This window comes from Klenkia taihuensis, from assembly GCF_900112525.1.
In the GTDB taxonomy this organism is placed as follows: Bacteria; Actinomycetota; Actinomycetes; order Mycobacteriales; family Geodermatophilaceae; genus Klenkia; species Klenkia taihuensis.
In genome coordinates this window covers 536,140-551,345 of sequence record NZ_FOMD01000003.1, presented here as the reverse complement: position 1 = coordinate 551,345, position 15,206 = coordinate 536,140, and the positions used below count along the sequence as shown (strand labels likewise).

Sequence of the window (15,206 nt, the reverse complement as noted above, 5' to 3'; positions counted from 1 at the left end):
CGTCACCGGTGGGTCGCCGGGGTGTCGCCGTGCCGGGCCGCCGGGGTGCGCTCGACCAGCCCGGCGACCCGGGCCAGCAGGGCCGACGCCGCGCGCGCCCCGGGCCACCCGGCGTGCGCGTCGAGGTGGTCGCGGCCCCGGTCCAGCACCGACAGCGGCAGCCCGGACAGCGCGTTGCCCGGCGGCCGGCGGCCGACCGTGGGGTGCGGCCGGGTCGGCGACACCCGGGCCACGACCGCCCACGCCCACCCGAGCTGGCGCAGCGCCCGGTCGTCGAGGCGGTCCCGCAGCCGGGGGAACAGCTGGTCCTCCTCGTCGCGGACGTCCTCGCGCAGCACCGTCACCAGGCGGTCCAGCAGCGCCGCCCGCCGCGGGTCGTCGTCGGCGGTGCGCTCCAGGTCGGCGACCAGGTCGTTGACCTCCTGGTGCTCCCGCTCCACCTGGGTGGTCAGCTGTGCACCGTCGGGGAGCACCCGCCGCAGCACCGGCCACAGCACGACCTCCTCGGCGAAGGCGTGGCTGAACACCAACCGGTCGATCCGCCGCAGCACGGCGCGCTGGGCGTCCCCGGTCGTGCCGTCCAGCTCGTGCAGCAGCCGGTCGAGCTCGACGTGGTCGGCCCGCTGGCGGACCAGCACGCTGCGCTCACCCCCGAGCTCGGCGGCGGGGCGGTCGGCGATGGTGGGCAGGGACGGATCGGTCACGGTCGGCTCCTCCGGACGGCGGTGCGGCCACCGGCTGGACCACCCCGCCCCTGCCCGCCACGGCGACCGGTCAACCACGCCCAGCCCCTACGCTCGGCGCGTGCGCAGCCTTCCCCTGGACCGGCGGCGGTTCCTGGGCGGGCTGGTCGCCGTCGGCGCCGCGGCCGCGCTGCCCGGCTGCGCCTCGTCCGGGCCCGCGGACGGCGCGACCGGCCGGCTGCGGATCGCCACCGGGTCGCCCGGCGCGGTGTTCGACCGGTACGGCTCGGCGCTGGCGGCCGAGGCCGGGCTGCTCATGCCCGGCGTCGGTGCCGACGTGCTGACCACCACCGGGTCGGTGGACAACGACCTGGCGCTGGCCGACGGCCGGGCCGACGTCGCGTTCTCCCTCGGCGACACCGTGCTGCTCGCGCTGGCCGGCGAGGACCCCTTCACCACCCCGCTCAGCCCCACCGGGCTGGCCCGGCTCTACGACAGCTTCCTGCAGGTGGTCGTCCCCCGGGACTCCCCCGTGCGGACCCTGGCCGACCTGGCCGGGCGGCGGCTGGCCGACGGCGGCACCGGCTCCGGCGGCCGGGTGGTGGTCTCCCGCTGCCTGGCCGCCCTGGGCATCGAGGGGCAGGTCGAGCTGCTCGGCGGGCCGCTGGCCGAGGGCGCGGAGCAACTGCGCACCGGCGCCGCCGACGCGCTGGCCTACGGCAGCGGCTTCCCCGCCCCGGCCCTGGTCGAGCTCGGCCGGTCGCTGCCGCTGCGGGCGCTGGACCTCGGCGACCTGGTCGCCCCGCTGGTCGAGGCGCACGGCCCGCAGTACGTCGCCGGGCCGCTGCCCGCCGGGCCCTACGGGCTGCCGGAGGCGGTGCGGACCGTGGCGGTGAAGACCTACCTCCTGGCCGCGGCGGACCTGTCGGAGGAGGCCGCGTACGGGGTGTGCAGCGTGGTGTTCGACCGGCAGGACGCCATCCGCGACCGGGTGCCCGACGTCCGGCAGCCCACCACCGCCGCGGGCATGTTCACCCAGCCGGTACCGCTGCACCCGGGGGCGCTGCGCTGGTTCCGGGACCGGGACCGCCGGGGAGGCTGACCGCCACCCGCAGGCCGGGGTGGGCCGCCTCGACCGTCGTCGTCCCGCCGGCGTCGGTCACCCGGCCGGCCACGATGGCCAGGCCCAGCCCGGTGCCGTCGACGTCGGCGTGCCGGGCCAGCCGGTGGAACCGCCGGCCGAGCTCGGCGGCCTCCGCCGGCGTCACGCCCGGCCCGTGGTCGCGGACGGCGAGCACGCAGCCGGCGCCCGAGGGCTGCAGCGACACCTCGACGACGGCGTCGGGGGCGTACTTGGCGGCGTTGTCCAGCAGCGCGTCCACGACGGTCTCCACCAGGTCGCGCTCCAGCACCGCGGGCACCGGCACGTCGGGCAGGGCCAGCACCAGCCGGCCGCCGAAAAGCGGTTCCCACAGCTGCACCCGGTCGCGCACCCGCGCGGTGACGTCCTGCGCCACGGGCTCCCGGTCGGCGGCGCCCGTGCGGCTGACCTCGACCAGCCCGTCGAGGATGCGGGCCATCCGGTCGGTCTCGGCCAGCACCGGGCCCACGTCGGCCGGCCGGTCGGCGGACAGGGACTCCAGCCGCAGCCGCAGCGCGGTCAGCGGGTTGGCCAGCTGGTGGGAGACGTCGGCGACCAGGTCGCGCTGCTGCTGCTGGGAGCGCTCGACCTGGGCGGACATCGTGTTGAACGACTCGGCCAGCCGGCGCAGCTCCGGCGGGCCCTCGATGCGGGCCCGTGCCGGCCGGCCCTCCCCCACCTGCCGCACCTGGTCCTCCAGGTCGCTGAGCGGGCGGGCGATCCAGCCGACCAGGGGGCTGGCCACCAGCCAGCCGAGCAGGCCCAGCAGCACCAGGCTGCCGGCGGCCGCCGCGGCGATCCGCCGGGCCACCTCCGTGCGCACCCGGTCGGTGCCCTCGACCAGCAGCACCGCGCCGAGCACCTGGGCGTCCCGGCCGACCGGGGTCGCGACCACCAGCGGGTCGGTCCGCCAGGGCCACACGGCCGGCGGCGGCGCCGACGGGACGCCGTCCAGGGCGGCGCGCAGCGCGGCGTCCACCAGCGCGCCGTCGGGCAGCGGGGTGCCCGAGGAGGCCAGCAGCGAGCGGTCGGTGCCCACCAGCCATGCCTGCACCCCGGTGACGTCGCGGTAGCGCGCCAGGTCGGGGGCGAGCACGTCGGGGTCGTCGGCCGCGGCCAGCGTGGCGAACCGGGTCGCCGCCGACAGCCGCTCCTGGTGCAGTGCCTCCGCGCGCCCCTCGGCGTAGGCCACCAGCAGCGGGACGACGAGCGCGGCGAGCAGACCGGCCGTGGTCAGCAGCGCGAGCACCAGCAGCCGGCGCCTCACCGCTCCCCCCGCGGCACCAGCCGGTAGCCCACCCCGCGGACGGTCTCCACCACGTCGGCGCCGAGCTTGGCCCGCAGCGTGCCGACGTGGACGTCGAGGGTGCGGGAGGCGCCGATCCAGGTGGTGTCCCAGACCTCCTCCATCAGGGCGGCCCGGGTGACCGGTCGGCCGGCCTGGCGCAGCAGGGCGGCCAGCAGCTCGGCCTCCTTGGCCGTCAGCGCCACCTCGCCGTCGGCCGTGCGCACCCGGCGGGCCTCGACGTCCAGGGAGAACCCGGCGTCCACGGCCGGTGCGGGGGCGGCGCGGCCGCCGCTGCGCCGCACCACGGCCTCCATCCGGGCCAGCAGCACGGCCAGGCTGTAGGGCTTGACCACGTAGTCGTCGACGCCGGCCCGCAGCGCCGCGACCACCGAGGCCTCGGCCCGCCGGGCGGTGAGCGCGACGACGGCGACGTCGCTGCGCTCGCGGATCCGGGCGCAGACCCACAACCCGTCGTGGTCGGGCAGCCCCATGTCCAGCAGCACGAGGTCGGTGCGGCCGTCGGTCCCGTCGTCCAGCGCCTCGAGCGCCGCCCGGCCGGTGGCCGCGTGCCGGACGGTCCAGCCGCTGCCGCGCAGCCCCTGGGTCAGCGCCTCGGCGACCCCGGCGTCGTCCTCGACCAGCAGCACCCGCACCCGTGACCCCTCCGTCCGCGCGCACCGTACCGGGCCGCGGCGTCCGCCACGGCCCGGTACGGCGGGACCCTGCTCAGACCCGGGCGGGCTCCGGGCTGCGCTCGACCACCTCGGTGTCCAGGTAGTTCCTCGAGCGCTGCAGGACGAACACGTAGACGACCAGGGAGACCGCGATCGCCGCGGTCACGTAGATCGCGAACGCCGACTCCGCACCGTTCTCGGTGGCCGCCTCGTAGATCACCGGCGCGGTGCCGCCGAAGATCGAGTTGGCCAGCGCGTAGCCCAGGCCGACGCCCAGCGCCCGGACGTGGGAGGGGAACAGCTCGGCCTTCACCACGGCGTTGATGGAGGTGTAGCCGGTCAGGATCACGTAGGTCCCGGTGATGAGCAGGAACGACGCGACCGGGCTGGTCACGGTGGGCAGCAGGGTGAGGAAGGTGTAGGTCCACAGCACCCCGGCGACGCCGAAGCCGATGAGCAGCGGGCGCCGGCCGACCTTGTCCGACAGCCACCCGCCGACGGGCTGCATGAGCATGAGCAGCACCAGCGCGATGAAGTTGATCCACGTGCCGGTCATGCCGTCCTCGGCGTAGACGCCCTTGATGATCCGCGGGCCGTTGACGCTGTAGGTGTAGAAGGCGATGGTCCCGCCGAGGGTGACCAGGAAGCAGACCAGCAGCTGCTTGGGGTAGGCGGTGAACAGCTCGACCATCGAGCCGGACTTCTTCGTGCCGTCGTGACGCATGGTCTCGTCCATGCCGCGGCGCAGGAAGAGCACGACGACCGCGCTGATGGCCCCGATGAAGAAGGCGATGCGCCAGCCGAAGTCGTTGATCTGCTCGTCGGTGAGGAACGCCTGCTGGATCAGCAGGGTGGCCTGGGCGAGCACGTGCCCGCCGACCAGGGTCACGTACTGGAACGAGGAGAAGAAGCCGCGCCGGCCCTGGGTGGCCGCCTCGGACATGTAGGTGGCGGAGGTGCCGTACTCACCGCCGGTCGCGAAGCCCTGCACCAGCCGGCAGAGCACCAGCAGGACGACGGCGCCGGCGCCGATGGTCTCCGCGGTCGGGGTGACCGCGATGACCAGGGACGCCGCGGCCATCAGCGAGATGCTGAACACCAGGGCCGGACGGCGGCCGTGCCGGTCGGCGTAGCGGCCGAAGAACCACGAGCCCACCGGCCGCATGACGAAGGTGACCGCGAAGATCGCCAGCGTGTAGATGCCGGCGTTGGGCTCGCCCTCGGCGAAGAAGTTGGCCTGCAGGTAGGTCGCGAAGACCGTGTAGATGTAGACGTCGTACCACTCGACGAGGTTGCCCAGCGACCCGCGGATGGTGTTGAACACCGCCCTGCGGGTGGACGGGGCGGTCAGCGGCGCAGGCTGCGTCCGGGATGGTGTCGAGCTCATGGGGCACCTCCGTTGGTGTCGGTGCACCGACGCTAGGTATGACCGGCACCACACACCGACCCGGAGCGGGCCTTCTTCACAGAGCCTTTACAGAACCCGCCCGGCGAGCACCGACAGCAGCTGCAGCTTCTCGTGGGTCTCGCTGCCGGGGACGGCGGTGTAGACCAGCAGCGTGTGGCCCTGCTGCGGGTCCTGCAGCGTCTGGCACTGCAGCTCCAGCAGGCCGACCTCGGGGTGCACGAGCCGTTTGCCGTCGGTCGGCCGCAGCCCCACCTCGTGCCGGGCCCACACCTCGCGGAACTCCTCGCTGCGGGCCAGCAGGTCCTCGGCCAGCGCCGCCGCGCGGGACCGGGGTCCCCGGACGGCGACCACCGCGCGCAGCCCCGAGGCCCACAGCCGGCCCAGGTGCTCGTGGTCGTCGGGGTGGTAGCGGCGGCGCACCTCGGGGTCGGTGAACCAGCGGTAGCCGAGGCTGCGGGCCGGGCCGGTGCGCAGCGACGCGTCGCCCAGCAGGGCCACCCCGAGGCGGGTCTGCCGCAGCGTCTCGCCGAGCTCGGTGACCACCTCGGCGGGGGTGTCGTCGAGCCGGTCGAGGATGCGCAGCATGCCCGGCCCGACGTGGGTGCCCTCGGCGCCGCGGGGCGGGGGCTGGTGGCCGGCGAGCCGGAACAGGTGGTCGCGCTGGTCCAGCGACAGGTGCAGGCCCGCGGCGATCGAGGCGACCATCGACTCCGACGGCTGCGGGCCGCGCTCGCGCTCCAGCCGCGAGTAGTAGTCCGGCGACATGTGCGCCAGCGCGGCCACCTCCTCGCGCCGCAGGCCGGCCGTGCGGCGCCGCTGCCCGCGGGGCAGACCGACGTCCTCGGGCTGCAGGGCCTCCCGGCAGCGGCGCAGGAAGTCGGCCAGCCCGGCCCGGTCGATGTCCACGCCGCGATCCTGCCCGCCGGCGCCGCCCCGAGGGAGGGCTGAGCCTGGACCTGGCGATCCCAGGATGAGCAGGCCGTGGTGCGCCTCCGCGGACCGCGGCAGCGTGGGCCGCACACCGACCGACCGAAGGAGCACACCGTGGCACGCACACCCCAGCTCGTCCCCCTCCCCGACCTCACCGGCCGCCGCGCCGTGGTCACCGGCGCCAGCGACGGCATGGGCCAGGTGATCGCCACCCGGCTGGCCTCGGCCGGCGCCGAGGTGGTGCTGCCGGTCCGCAACCCCGCCAAGGGCGAGGCCGCGGTCGCCGCGGTGCGCGCCGCCGTCCCCGGTGCCGACGTCTCGCTGCGCGAGCTGGACCTGTCCTCGCTGGCCTCGGTCGCGGCCCTCGGCGACACCCTGCGGGCCGAGGACCGGCCGGTGCACCTGCTGGTCGCCAACGCCGGCGTGATGACCCCGCCGGAGCGGCAGACCACCGCTGACGGCCACGAGCTGCAGTGGGGCACCAACCACCTGGGCCACGTCGCGCTGGTCGGGCACCTGCTGCCGCTGCTGGTCGCCGGCCGCGCCCGGGTGGTCTCGCAGCTGAGCATCGCGGCCGCCCGCGGCACGGTGCAGGTCGACGACCCGGACTCGGAGCGCTCCTACGACGGCATGCGCGCCTACCGCTCGTCGAAGATCGCGCTGGGCCTGTTCGGCCTCGAGCTGCAGCGGCGCAGCACGGCGGGCGGCTGGGGCATCACCAGCGCGCTGGCCCACCCCGGGGTGGCGCCGACCAACCTGCTGGCCGCCCGGCCCGAGGTCGGCCGCAGCTCCGACACCGCCGCGCGCCGGGTGATCCGGTTCCTGTCCGCCCGCGGCCTGCTGGTCGGCACGGTGGCCAGCGCCGCCGAGCCGGCGCTGCTCGCCGCCACCGCGCCCGACGCCGGCGGGGCCCTCTTCGGGCCCTCCGGCCCGGGCCACGTGGGCGGACCGGCGGCCCGGCAGGACCTGTACCGGACCCTGACCGACGAGGCCGCCGCCCGCCGGGTGTGGGACCTGTCCCTCGCCCAGGCCGGCGTCGCCCTCGACGTGGCGCGCTGATCGAACACGTGTTCGACACCCGTGGCATGCTGTCGGGGTGGCGGGTCGGACGGGCGAGCCGCCGGAGGGCGTCTCGACGCCCGTCCGGCCGGCGCAGCACTGCTGGGTGACCGGCATGCCCGGCCAGCTCGACGATGCCTGGCCGGCCATCCTGCTCGGCTGGGGCCGCGACGGCGACGGCCGCTGGTGGGGCCGGGTGGCCTACACCGTGCCGCAGGGGCTGGGCCCGGCGGTGATCGACACCTGGGTGCAGGCCGGCTACCTGCGCAGACTCGAGCCCGAGCCCCGGCGCCCCTCCCCCAGCCGCCGCCGGTTCCCCAACTGAGCGCGTCGAGGTGTGCCGCACAGGGCCACGGGGTTCACTGCCCGTCGTGACCGAGCAGACCGCCCCGGCGCCGCCGCACGACGGGCCTGCCGGCCGCGGCCGGGTGCGCCCCGGCGGCGGGTCCCCGACCCGGGCGGCGCTGACCCTGGGCGCGCTCGGCGTCGTGTTCGGCGACATCGGCACCAGCCCCATCTACACGCTGCAGACCCTGTTCAGCCCCGACGACCCGCACCCGGTGCCGCTGACCGAGGCCAACCTGCTCGGCCTGCTGTCGCTGATCTTCTGGGCCGCGACGATCGTGGTCACCGGCCTGTACGTGGGGGTCGTGCTGCACGCCGACAACCACGGCGAGGGCGGCATCATGTCGCTGATCACCCTGGTCGGCCGCCGCGGCGGGGACGGCCGGAAGCTGCCCCCGGTGGTCGTGCGCCGGCTGGCCCTGGCCGGCATCGCCGGGGCCGCGCTCTTCCTCGCCGACAGCATGATCACCCCGGCCATCTCGGTGCTGTCCGCCGTCGAGGGCGTGACGGTCATCGACCCGGCGCTCGGCGACCTCGTCGTCCCCGCCGTCCTGGTCATCGTGGTGGTGCTCTTCGGCGTCCAGCGGTTCGGCACGGCCAAGGTCGGCGCGGCCTTCGGGCCGGTGATGGTGGCCTGGTTCCTGGTCATCGGGCTGTCCGGGCTGTCCCGGGTGGTCCAGGAGCCCGGTGTGCTGCGCGCGCTGTCGCCCACCTACGCCGTCGGCTTCTTCCTCGACCAGCCCGGCACCGCGTTCTTCGCCCTCGCCGCGGTGGTGCTGGTCATCACCGGCGCCGAGGCGCTGTACGCCGACCTCGGTCACTTCGGCCGGGCGCCGATCACCCGGGCGTGGCTGTTCCTGGTCTACCCGGCCTGCATGCTGTCCTACTACGGGCAGGGCGCGCTGGTCATCGGCGACCTGTCCCCCGACGGCCCGATCACCGCGCCGTTCTTCCGGGTGGTCCCCGACTGGGCGCTGGTCCCGCTGGTCGTGCTGGCCACCCTGGCCACGGTGATCGCCTCCCAGGCGGTGATCACCGGCGCGTTCTCCGTCGTCCGGCAGGCCGTGCAGCTGGGCTACCTGCCGCGGCTGCGGATCGTGCACACCTCCGCGCACACCATCGGCCAGGTCTACGTGCCCTACGTCAACTACGGGCTGATGGTCGCCGTCGTCCTGCTGGTGCTGTCCTTCCGCAGCTCGGCGGCGCTGGCCTTCGCCTACGGCATGGCGGTGACCTGCACGGTGCTGGTGACGATCGTGCTGACGTCGGTCGTGGCGGTGCACCGGTGGGGCTGGCCGCGGCCGCTGGTGCTGGCCGGGGCCGCGTTCGTCGGGGCGATCATGCTCGGCTTCCTGGCCGCCAACCTGACCAAGCTCGCCCACGGCGCCTGGGTGCCGCTGGTCATCGGTGTCCTGCTGTTCACCGTGATGACGACGTGGTTCCGCGGCCGGCTGCTGGTGACCAAGCGCCGGCACGAGCAGGAGGGCCCGCTGGACGACCTGCTGACCGACGCCTGCGGGCCGGGGTCGTCGGTGGTCCGGGTGCCCGGCACGGCGGTCTACCTCAACCGGGCCACCGCGGGCGAGCCCACCGCGCCGCTGGCCCTGCGCTCCACCGTCGAGCACCTGCACGCCCTGCACGAGCGGGTGCTGGTGGTCTCGCTGACCACCGCGCTGAGCCCGTGGGTGGTCGACGAGGAGATCGGCACGGTCACCGTCCCCGAGGGCAGCGACGGCTCGGTGGTGCTGGTGGCCCTGCACTTCGGCTACCGGCAGCGCACCGACGTCCCGAAGGCCCTCGCCCGGGCCCTGGCGCAGGCCGACCTCGACGTCGACCTCGAGCGGGCCTCCTGGTTCCTGTCCACCATCGACGTCAGCCGCTCCCCCGGCCACCACCGGCCCGGCGAGCTGCCGCGCTGGCGGCGCGCGGTGTTCACCGCGACCTCGCACCTGACCACCGACGCGGCCCGCTCCTTCGAGCTGCCCAAGGACCGCACCGTGGTGATGGGCGCCCGCATCGAGGTCTGACCTACGGCGTCCGGTCCCAGGCGGCCAGCAGGCCGGTGAGCGCGGTGTCCGCCCCGGCCGCCCCGATCAGCGCGACGCCGGCCGGGTGGCCGCCGACCCGGCCGGCGGGGGCCACCGCCGAGGGCAGCCCACCGAGACCGGCCAGGCAGGTCAGCCGCAGCGTGGCCCCGCGCAGCGCCGCCTTGTCCGCGGCGGCCGCGACCACCGGCGGGGCGGTGGTGCTGGTGGCCGGGGCGAGGACGGCGGTGCCCGGTCCGATGCGGTCGCGCAGCGCCGTCCGGGCCGCGGCCACCACCTCGGCGGCGCGCTCGGCGTCGGCGGCGGTCACCGCGGCGGCGTCGGCGAACCGCTGCGCGATGCCCGGGCCGAGCGTGCCGCCGTGCGCGGTCACCCAGGCCCCGTGCACCGCCCACGCCTGCGCGCCCTGCGCGGCGCGGAACGCGGTGAACCAGGCCTCGTGCTCCTCGCCGGCGGTCAGCCGCGTGGTGCGCACCGGCAGCCCGGACGCCGCGGCCACCGCCCGCACCAGGTCGGCGACCGGCGGGGCGGCCAGCTCCAGCAGGTCCTCGGCCAGCAGCAGCTCGGTGACCGGGTCGGCCGGGGGCAGCAGCACCTGCGCGGTGCGGTGCAGCAGCCCGGCGTCGCGGGTCAGCCAGCCGACGACGTCGAAGCCGGAGGCCAGCGGGGCCACGCCGTCCAGCGGCAGCGCGCCGTGGGTGGGCCGCAGGCCGTGCAGCCCGCACCAGGACGCCGGCACCCGGATCGACCCGGCGGTGTCGGTGCCCAGCCCCAGGTCGGCCTGGCCGCGGGCGACCGCGCCGGCCGGTCCGCTGGTCGACCCGCCGACGGCCAGCCCGGCGCCCCACGGGTTGGCCGGGCTGCCGGTGTGCACGTTGGTGCCCGAGATGCTGTAGGCCAGCTCGTCGGTGGTGGCGATGCCCCGCACGTGCGCCCCGGCGGCCAGCAGCGCGGCGAGCACCGGCGCGTGCGCGGGTTCGGTGCGGGCCAGCGCGAGCTTGGTCGGGTTGCCCGCGCCCACCCGCTGCCCGGCGACGGCCACCAGGTCCTTGACCGCGACCGCCACGCCGTCCAGCGGGCCGGTGCCGGTGGGCGCCACCAGCGGGGAGCCCAGCACCCGCCAGGTCGTGGGGTCCTCGACCGGGTCCAGCGGCTGGGGGCCGGAGCTGACGTGCGCGACCCGGACCTGCCAGCCGGCCGCGCCGCGCTCCCAGACCTGGGTCTGCAGCCCGCGGGTGCCGTCGGGCCGGCGGGTCTCCGCGACCGCCGTCGCCAGGTCCGGGGTGTGCGCGACGACGTGCAGCGCGACGACCTCCCGCGCCGGCGCGCCGCCGCGGCCGCGGCGGTAGGCGCTGATCGCGGCGTGCGAGACGAGCACGCCGGCGGCGTCGGCCCGCAGGGTGTCCTCGCCGGGGGCGAACAGGGCGTCGAGCTCGGCCAGGTCGTCGGCGGCCAGCGCCGCCTCGTACCGCGCGACGGCGGCCCGGACCTCCTGCTCGACCGTCACGCCGAGGTGAGGACTGCGCCGAGCACCGCGGCGTCGTCGGCGTCCAGGAAGGCCTCCGGGCCGGTGAGGATCAGGTCGGCGAAGCCGCCGTCGTTCTCCATCACGGTGATCGTGTACAGCCGCTCGGTCGCCGAGGTGTTGACGATGTGGTGCACCGAGGTGGCCGGCAGCACGATGACGTCACCCGGCCCGAGGTCGGCGACGTGCTCGTCGCTGTGCGCCCGCGCGGTCCCGCGCAGCACCACGAAGGTCTCGGTGGAGGCCTCGTGCGAGTTGTCCGGCTGCGAGCCGCCGGGCTCCCAGATCTCCAGCACCACCGTGGTCGAGGACCCGTCGGCCGGGCCGGACAGCACGGCCAGCCGCACGGTGCGGTTCTCGCCGATGTAGTGCGGGGTGATGTCGGACAGCGACTTGACGACGGGGGCGAGGGCCATCAGGGCTCCTGGGGGTCGAGGCCGGCGCGCAGGTCGGCCGAGGTGGTGGTGAAGCCGAAGCACTGGCGCACGTTGTAGACGGTCGCCTCGGTGCAGAAGCCCGGCGAGGTGGTGCCGCACAGGTCCTCGACCAGGACGACGTCGTAGCCGAGGTTCGCCGCGTCGACGAGCGTGGCGTAGACGCACTGGTCGGTGTTGACCCCGGCGAACAGCAGGGTGTCCACCCGCAGGTTGCGCAGCACGGCGTCCAGCGGGGTGCCGGGGAACCCGCTCATCCGCTGCTTGGCCACGTGCAGGTCGCCCGGGCCGGGCACCAGCTCGTCGACCAGCGCGGCCGACCAGGAGCCGGCTTCGAGCACCCGGGACCCGCCCGGCAGCGGGTCGCCGATGCCGGTGGAGGCGCCGTCGGGGTCGTAGACGTGCCGGACGCCGGGCGGCAGGTCGGCCCGGTCGGGCCGGTTGCCCCAGTTCAGCCACACCACGGGGACGCCGGCCGCGCGCAGCCCGGGCAGGGCGGCGGCGAGCGCGGCGACGGGCGCCGCAGCACCGGAGACGTCGACGCCGATCGAGGCCAGCCAGCCGTCGGGGTGGCAGAAGTCGTTCTGCAGGTCGACGGCGACCAGCGCGGTGCGGGCCAGGTCGAGGGTCAGCCGCTGGGGCAGCGCCATGACCTCGACGGGCCTGGGTGCCTGCGCCGGCCGGCGCAGGTCGACGTGGTCCTCGCTGAGGGTCCAGGCATTGCGGGTCAATGCGTGACCATCCCGCCGGCCACGTTGAGCGCCTCGCCGGTCAGGTAGTCGGAGTCCGGGGACGCCAGGAACAGCGCGGCGCGGGCGACGTCCTCGGGCTGGCCCAGCCGGCCCAGCGGCGACCGCGCCGACCAGCGGGCGACGTCGGCGTCGGTGCGCGTGCCGGCGCCCATCTCGGTGAGCACGTACCCCGGGCACAGGCAGGTGGCGGTGATGCCCAGCGGCCCCAGCTCCTCGGCGGCCGCGCGGGTGAGCCCGATGACCGCGGCCTTGGACGCGGCGTAGTGCGCCTGCCCCGCGCCCCCGGCCTTGCCGCCCATCGACGCGGTGTTGACGACCTTGCCGACGACGTCGCCGGGGAACGCCGGGGCCCGCTGGGCGACCATCGAGGTGACGGCGACCTGGGTGGTGACCAGCATCGCGCGGACGTTGACGGCGAACACCTCGTCCCACTCGTGCGGCTCGATGTCCAGCAGCGGGGCGAAGCGCAGGATGCCGGCGTTGTTGACCAGCACGTCGACCCCGCCGAGGGCGTCGACGGCGCTCTGGGTGGCCGCGCGGGTGGCGGCCACGTCGGCCAGGTCGACCTCGACGGCGTGCCCGCCCACCTCCGCGGCGAGCTTGCCGGCCTCCTCGGCCAGCACGTCCAGGACGGCGACCGCGGCGCCCTCGGCGGCGAAGGTGCGCACCATGGCCGCGCCGATGCCGCGTGCGCCGCCGGTGACGACGACGCGCTTGCCGGCCAGCCTCACGCGCGCGGGCCGGGGTCGAAGCGGGCCACCTCGGCGAAGGCCTCGCCGAGGTGGGCGAGCATCGCCTCGGCCTTCTCCTTGCCGTGCTCGGCGGTGGCGGTGCTGGCGTCGCCGATCACCCCGTCCGGGCCGAAGTCGTCGGAGGTCCAGCCGAAGCTCACCGACCCGCCGAACCGGACGTGCCGGTACTCGGTCAGCTGCTCGGGCACCCAGCGCTGCGCCTGCTCCATGTCCACCAGCTCCGGACGCAGGTGCAGCATCAGCGAGGTCTCCTCGTGCCCGCCGTGGATGCCCAGGCCGAGCTCGCTCTCCGGGCTCGTCCCGCCGTGGTCGGCCGGCAGCGAGGGGTGCATCGTGAAGGTGCGCAGGCCGTAGGCGATCCGCAGGTCGCGGGCGGCCACCTGCAGCAGCGCGGAGTTGCCGCCGTGGCCGTTGAGGAACGCCAGCCGGCGGGCCGGGGTCTTCGTCATCGAGGCGCAAAGGTCGTGCAGCACGCCCAGCAGCGTCTGCGCCGAGAGCCAGAAGGTGCCGCAGCTCCAGTGGTGCTCGTTGCTCTTGGTGTAGGCCAGCGGCGGCAGCAGCCAGAGGTCGAGCTCCTCGCCGAACTCCGCGACCGCACGCTCGGCCATGCTCTGCGCGGTGATCAGGTCGGTGGCGACCGGCAGGTGCGGGCCGTGCTGCTCGATCGCCCCGGTCGGCAGCACCAGCACCGAGTCCGGGCCGAGCGCGTCGGCGATGGCGGGGGCGGAGAGCTCGGTGAGCAGGCGGGCGGTCACGGCAGCGGACGCTAGGACCGCGTCGTTGCAGCCCGGTGACGGTCGCGTTCCAGCCGACACCTGACCGGAACACACGGCTGCCAGGGTCGGTCGCGTGATGGACGTGACCGGTGCCGTGGCCGTGCTCGGGTCGACCTCCCGGGAGGTCTCGTGCGACGACGACGGGCTGGTGGCCGGGTTCGCGGCGGTGGGCGGCGAGGTGCTGGACGCCACCGGCTGCGTGGTGACGCCGGGGCTGGTGAACGCCCACCACCACCTGCTGCAGACGGCGTTCCGCACGCTGCCGGGCACCCGCGGCGTACCGATGGCGCAGTGGCTGCCGACGATGGCTGCGGCCTACGGCGCGGTCGGTGTCGACCCGGAGCTGGCGCACGCGGCGGCGTCGGCCGGGTTGGCGGAGGCGCTGCTGTGCGGCGTGACCACCGTGGCCGACCACCACCTCACCTGGCCGGCGTCGACCGGCGACGGGGTGGCGATCGCCTCCGCCGTGGCGACGGCGGCGCGGGAGCTCGGCGCCCGGCTGGTCTTCGTCCGCGGGTCGGCCAGGGACGACGCGGCCGGCGCCGCCGCCTCGGCCGACGCGGTCGCCGCGGCGCTGGTCCCCCACGGCGGCGTGACCGCCGACGGCACCCTGCAGGTGGCGGTCGGCCCGGCCGGGGTGCACAGCGACGGCCCGGACACCTTCCGCCTGATGGCCGAGGTCGCCGCGGCGCGGGGTCTGCGCCGCCGGACCCAGGCCAACGAGCAGGTCGACGTCGACATCGCGGCGCAGCGGTACGGACGGCGGCCGCTGGAGCTGCTCGACGAGTGGGGCTGGCTGGCCCCCGACGTCACGCTGGCGCACCTGTGCGGCGTCACCGACGCCGAGGTCGCCCGGCTCGCGGCGGCCGGGGTGAGCGCGACGCACGCGCCGGGCTGCGACCTGCCGATGGGGTGGGGCATCGCGCCGGTGGCCGCCCTGGCCGACGCCGGCGTGCCGGTGGGGCTGGGCACCAGCGGCGGCGGGTCCAACGACGCCGGTCACCTCCTGGCCGACGCCCGGCTGGCGATGCAGGTCGCGCCGCTCGTCGGCCGGGTGCTGTCGGCGGAGGAGGTGCTGGGCTTCGCCACCCGCGGCTCGGCCGACGGCCTGGGCCGGCCCGACCTCGGCCGGCTGGAGGTGGGGGCCCGCGCCGACCTGGTCTGCTGGGACGTCAGCGGGGTCGCCGACGCCGGGGTGGCCGACCCGGTGGCGGGGCTGCTGTGGGCCTCCCCCGGCCGGCGCCCGAAGCACGTGGTGGTCGGTGGCCGGGTGGTCGTGCGCGACGGCCGGCTGGTCACCCGCGACGAGGCCGACGTCGCCGCCGACCTGCGCCGCCTGCTCGCCGCCCGCCGCTGAGGCCGACCCCAGCGTGGCCCACGGCCCGACGTCGGGC

Annotated in this window: 15 protein-coding genes; 5 read left to right on the top strand and 10 right to left on the bottom strand. The window is 76.2% G+C overall.

Annotated features, from left to right (window positions below):
- Nucleotides 1-2 precede the first annotated feature (2 nt).
- On the bottom strand, nucleotides 3-704 hold the full coding sequence (locus BM158_RS14725; RefSeq protein ID WP_229827390.1) for a hemerythrin domain-containing protein: 702 nt from the start codon (nucleotides 702-704) through the stop codon (nucleotides 3-5).
- Nucleotides 705-804: 100 nt separating this feature from the next.
- Between BM158_RS14725 and BM158_RS14720 the strand changes: the two genes are divergently transcribed.
- Nucleotides 805-1,785, top strand: coding sequence for a TAXI family TRAP transporter solute-binding subunit (locus BM158_RS14720; RefSeq protein ID WP_165628943.1), 981 nt, complete (start codon nucleotides 805-807; stop codon nucleotides 1,783-1,785).
- On the opposite strand, the gene BM158_RS14715 is transcribed toward BM158_RS14720, so the two are convergent.
- The 4 genes from BM158_RS14715 to BM158_RS14700 form a co-directional block, all read right to left on the bottom strand.
- A complete protein-coding gene (locus BM158_RS14715) occupies nucleotides 1,715-3,091 on the bottom strand; it encodes a sensor histidine kinase (protein ID WP_091560419.1) in 1,377 nt (458 codons plus the stop codon). The genes BM158_RS14720 and BM158_RS14715 overlap by 71 nt on opposite strands.
- Entirely contained in the window at nucleotides 3,088-3,765 is a 678-nt protein-coding gene (locus tag BM158_RS14710; protein WP_091560417.1) for a response regulator transcription factor, read from the bottom strand. Before BM158_RS14710 ends, BM158_RS14715 begins: the two co-directional genes overlap by 4 nt.
- A gap of 73 nt (nucleotides 3,766-3,838) precedes the next feature.
- Nucleotides 3,839-5,173 carry an MFS transporter gene (locus tag BM158_RS14705; protein ID WP_091560413.1) on the bottom strand — a complete coding sequence of 445 codons (1,335 nt, stop codon included), beginning with the start codon at nucleotides 5,171-5,173 and terminating at the stop codon, nucleotides 3,839-3,841.
- An 87-nt stretch (nucleotides 5,174-5,260) separates the two neighbouring features.
- On the bottom strand, nucleotides 5,261-6,100 hold the full coding sequence (locus BM158_RS14700; protein ID WP_091560410.1) for a helix-turn-helix transcriptional regulator: 840 nt from the start codon (nucleotides 6,098-6,100) through the stop codon (nucleotides 5,261-5,263).
- Nucleotides 6,101-6,238: 138 nt separating this feature from the next.
- On the opposite strand from BM158_RS14700, the gene BM158_RS14695 reads away from it, so the two are divergent.
- Genes BM158_RS14695 through BM158_RS14685 form a run of 3 tightly spaced genes read left to right on the top strand, consistent with a single transcriptional unit; the run spans nucleotide 6,239 to nucleotide 9,555 of the window.
- On the top strand, nucleotides 6,239-7,183 hold the full coding sequence (locus BM158_RS14695) for an SDR family oxidoreductase (RefSeq protein ID WP_091561316.1): 945 nt from the start codon (nucleotides 6,239-6,241) through the stop codon (nucleotides 7,181-7,183).
- Nucleotides 7,184-7,220: 37 nt separating this feature from the next.
- Nucleotides 7,221-7,508 carry a hypothetical protein gene (locus BM158_RS14690; RefSeq protein WP_091062101.1) on the top strand — a complete coding sequence of 96 codons (288 nt, stop codon included), beginning with the start codon at nucleotides 7,221-7,223 and terminating at the stop codon, nucleotides 7,506-7,508.
- 46 nt (nucleotides 7,509-7,554) lie between these two features.
- Entirely contained in the window at nucleotides 7,555-9,555 is a 2,001-nt protein-coding gene (locus BM158_RS14685; protein ID WP_229827391.1) for a potassium transporter Kup, read from the top strand.
- Between the two features lies 1 nt (nucleotide 9,556).
- On the opposite strand, the gene BM158_RS14680 is transcribed toward BM158_RS14685, so the two are convergent.
- From BM158_RS14680 to BM158_RS14660, 5 genes are read right to left on the bottom strand one after another with little or no spacing between them, the layout of a single operon-like run.
- Nucleotides 9,557-11,080 (bottom strand): AtzH-like domain-containing protein, encoded by a 1,524-nt coding sequence (locus BM158_RS14680; protein ID WP_091560407.1) that lies wholly within the window; start codon nucleotides 11,078-11,080, stop codon nucleotides 9,557-9,559.
- The gene (locus BM158_RS14675; protein WP_091560404.1) at nucleotides 11,077-11,514 is read right to left on the bottom strand and encodes a cupin domain-containing protein; all 438 of its coding nucleotides are present in this window, start codon (nucleotides 11,512-11,514) and stop codon (nucleotides 11,077-11,079) included. The genes BM158_RS14680 and BM158_RS14675 overlap by 4 nt, the downstream gene beginning before the upstream one ends.
- Nucleotides 11,514-12,263 (bottom strand): cysteine hydrolase family protein, encoded by a 750-nt coding sequence (locus BM158_RS14670; protein WP_229827392.1) that lies wholly within the window; start codon nucleotides 12,261-12,263, stop codon nucleotides 11,514-11,516. The genes BM158_RS14675 and BM158_RS14670 overlap by 1 nt, the downstream gene beginning before the upstream one ends.
- Nucleotides 12,260-13,015 (bottom strand): SDR family NAD(P)-dependent oxidoreductase, encoded by a 756-nt coding sequence (locus tag BM158_RS14665; RefSeq protein WP_109504851.1) that lies wholly within the window; start codon nucleotides 13,013-13,015, stop codon nucleotides 12,260-12,262. Before BM158_RS14665 ends, BM158_RS14670 begins: the two co-directional genes overlap by 4 nt.
- On the bottom strand, nucleotides 13,012-13,791 hold the full coding sequence (locus BM158_RS14660; protein WP_091560400.1) for a creatininase family protein: 780 nt from the start codon (nucleotides 13,789-13,791) through the stop codon (nucleotides 13,012-13,014). Before BM158_RS14660 ends, BM158_RS14665 begins: the two co-directional genes overlap by 4 nt.
- Before the next feature lie 97 nt (nucleotides 13,792-13,888).
- Between BM158_RS14660 and BM158_RS14655 the strand changes: the two genes are divergently transcribed.
- Nucleotides 13,889-15,169, top strand: a complete 1,281-nt coding sequence (locus tag BM158_RS14655) for an amidohydrolase family protein (protein WP_091561308.1) — start codon at nucleotides 13,889-13,891, stop codon at nucleotides 15,167-15,169.
- Nucleotides 15,170-15,206 lie beyond the last annotated feature (37 nt).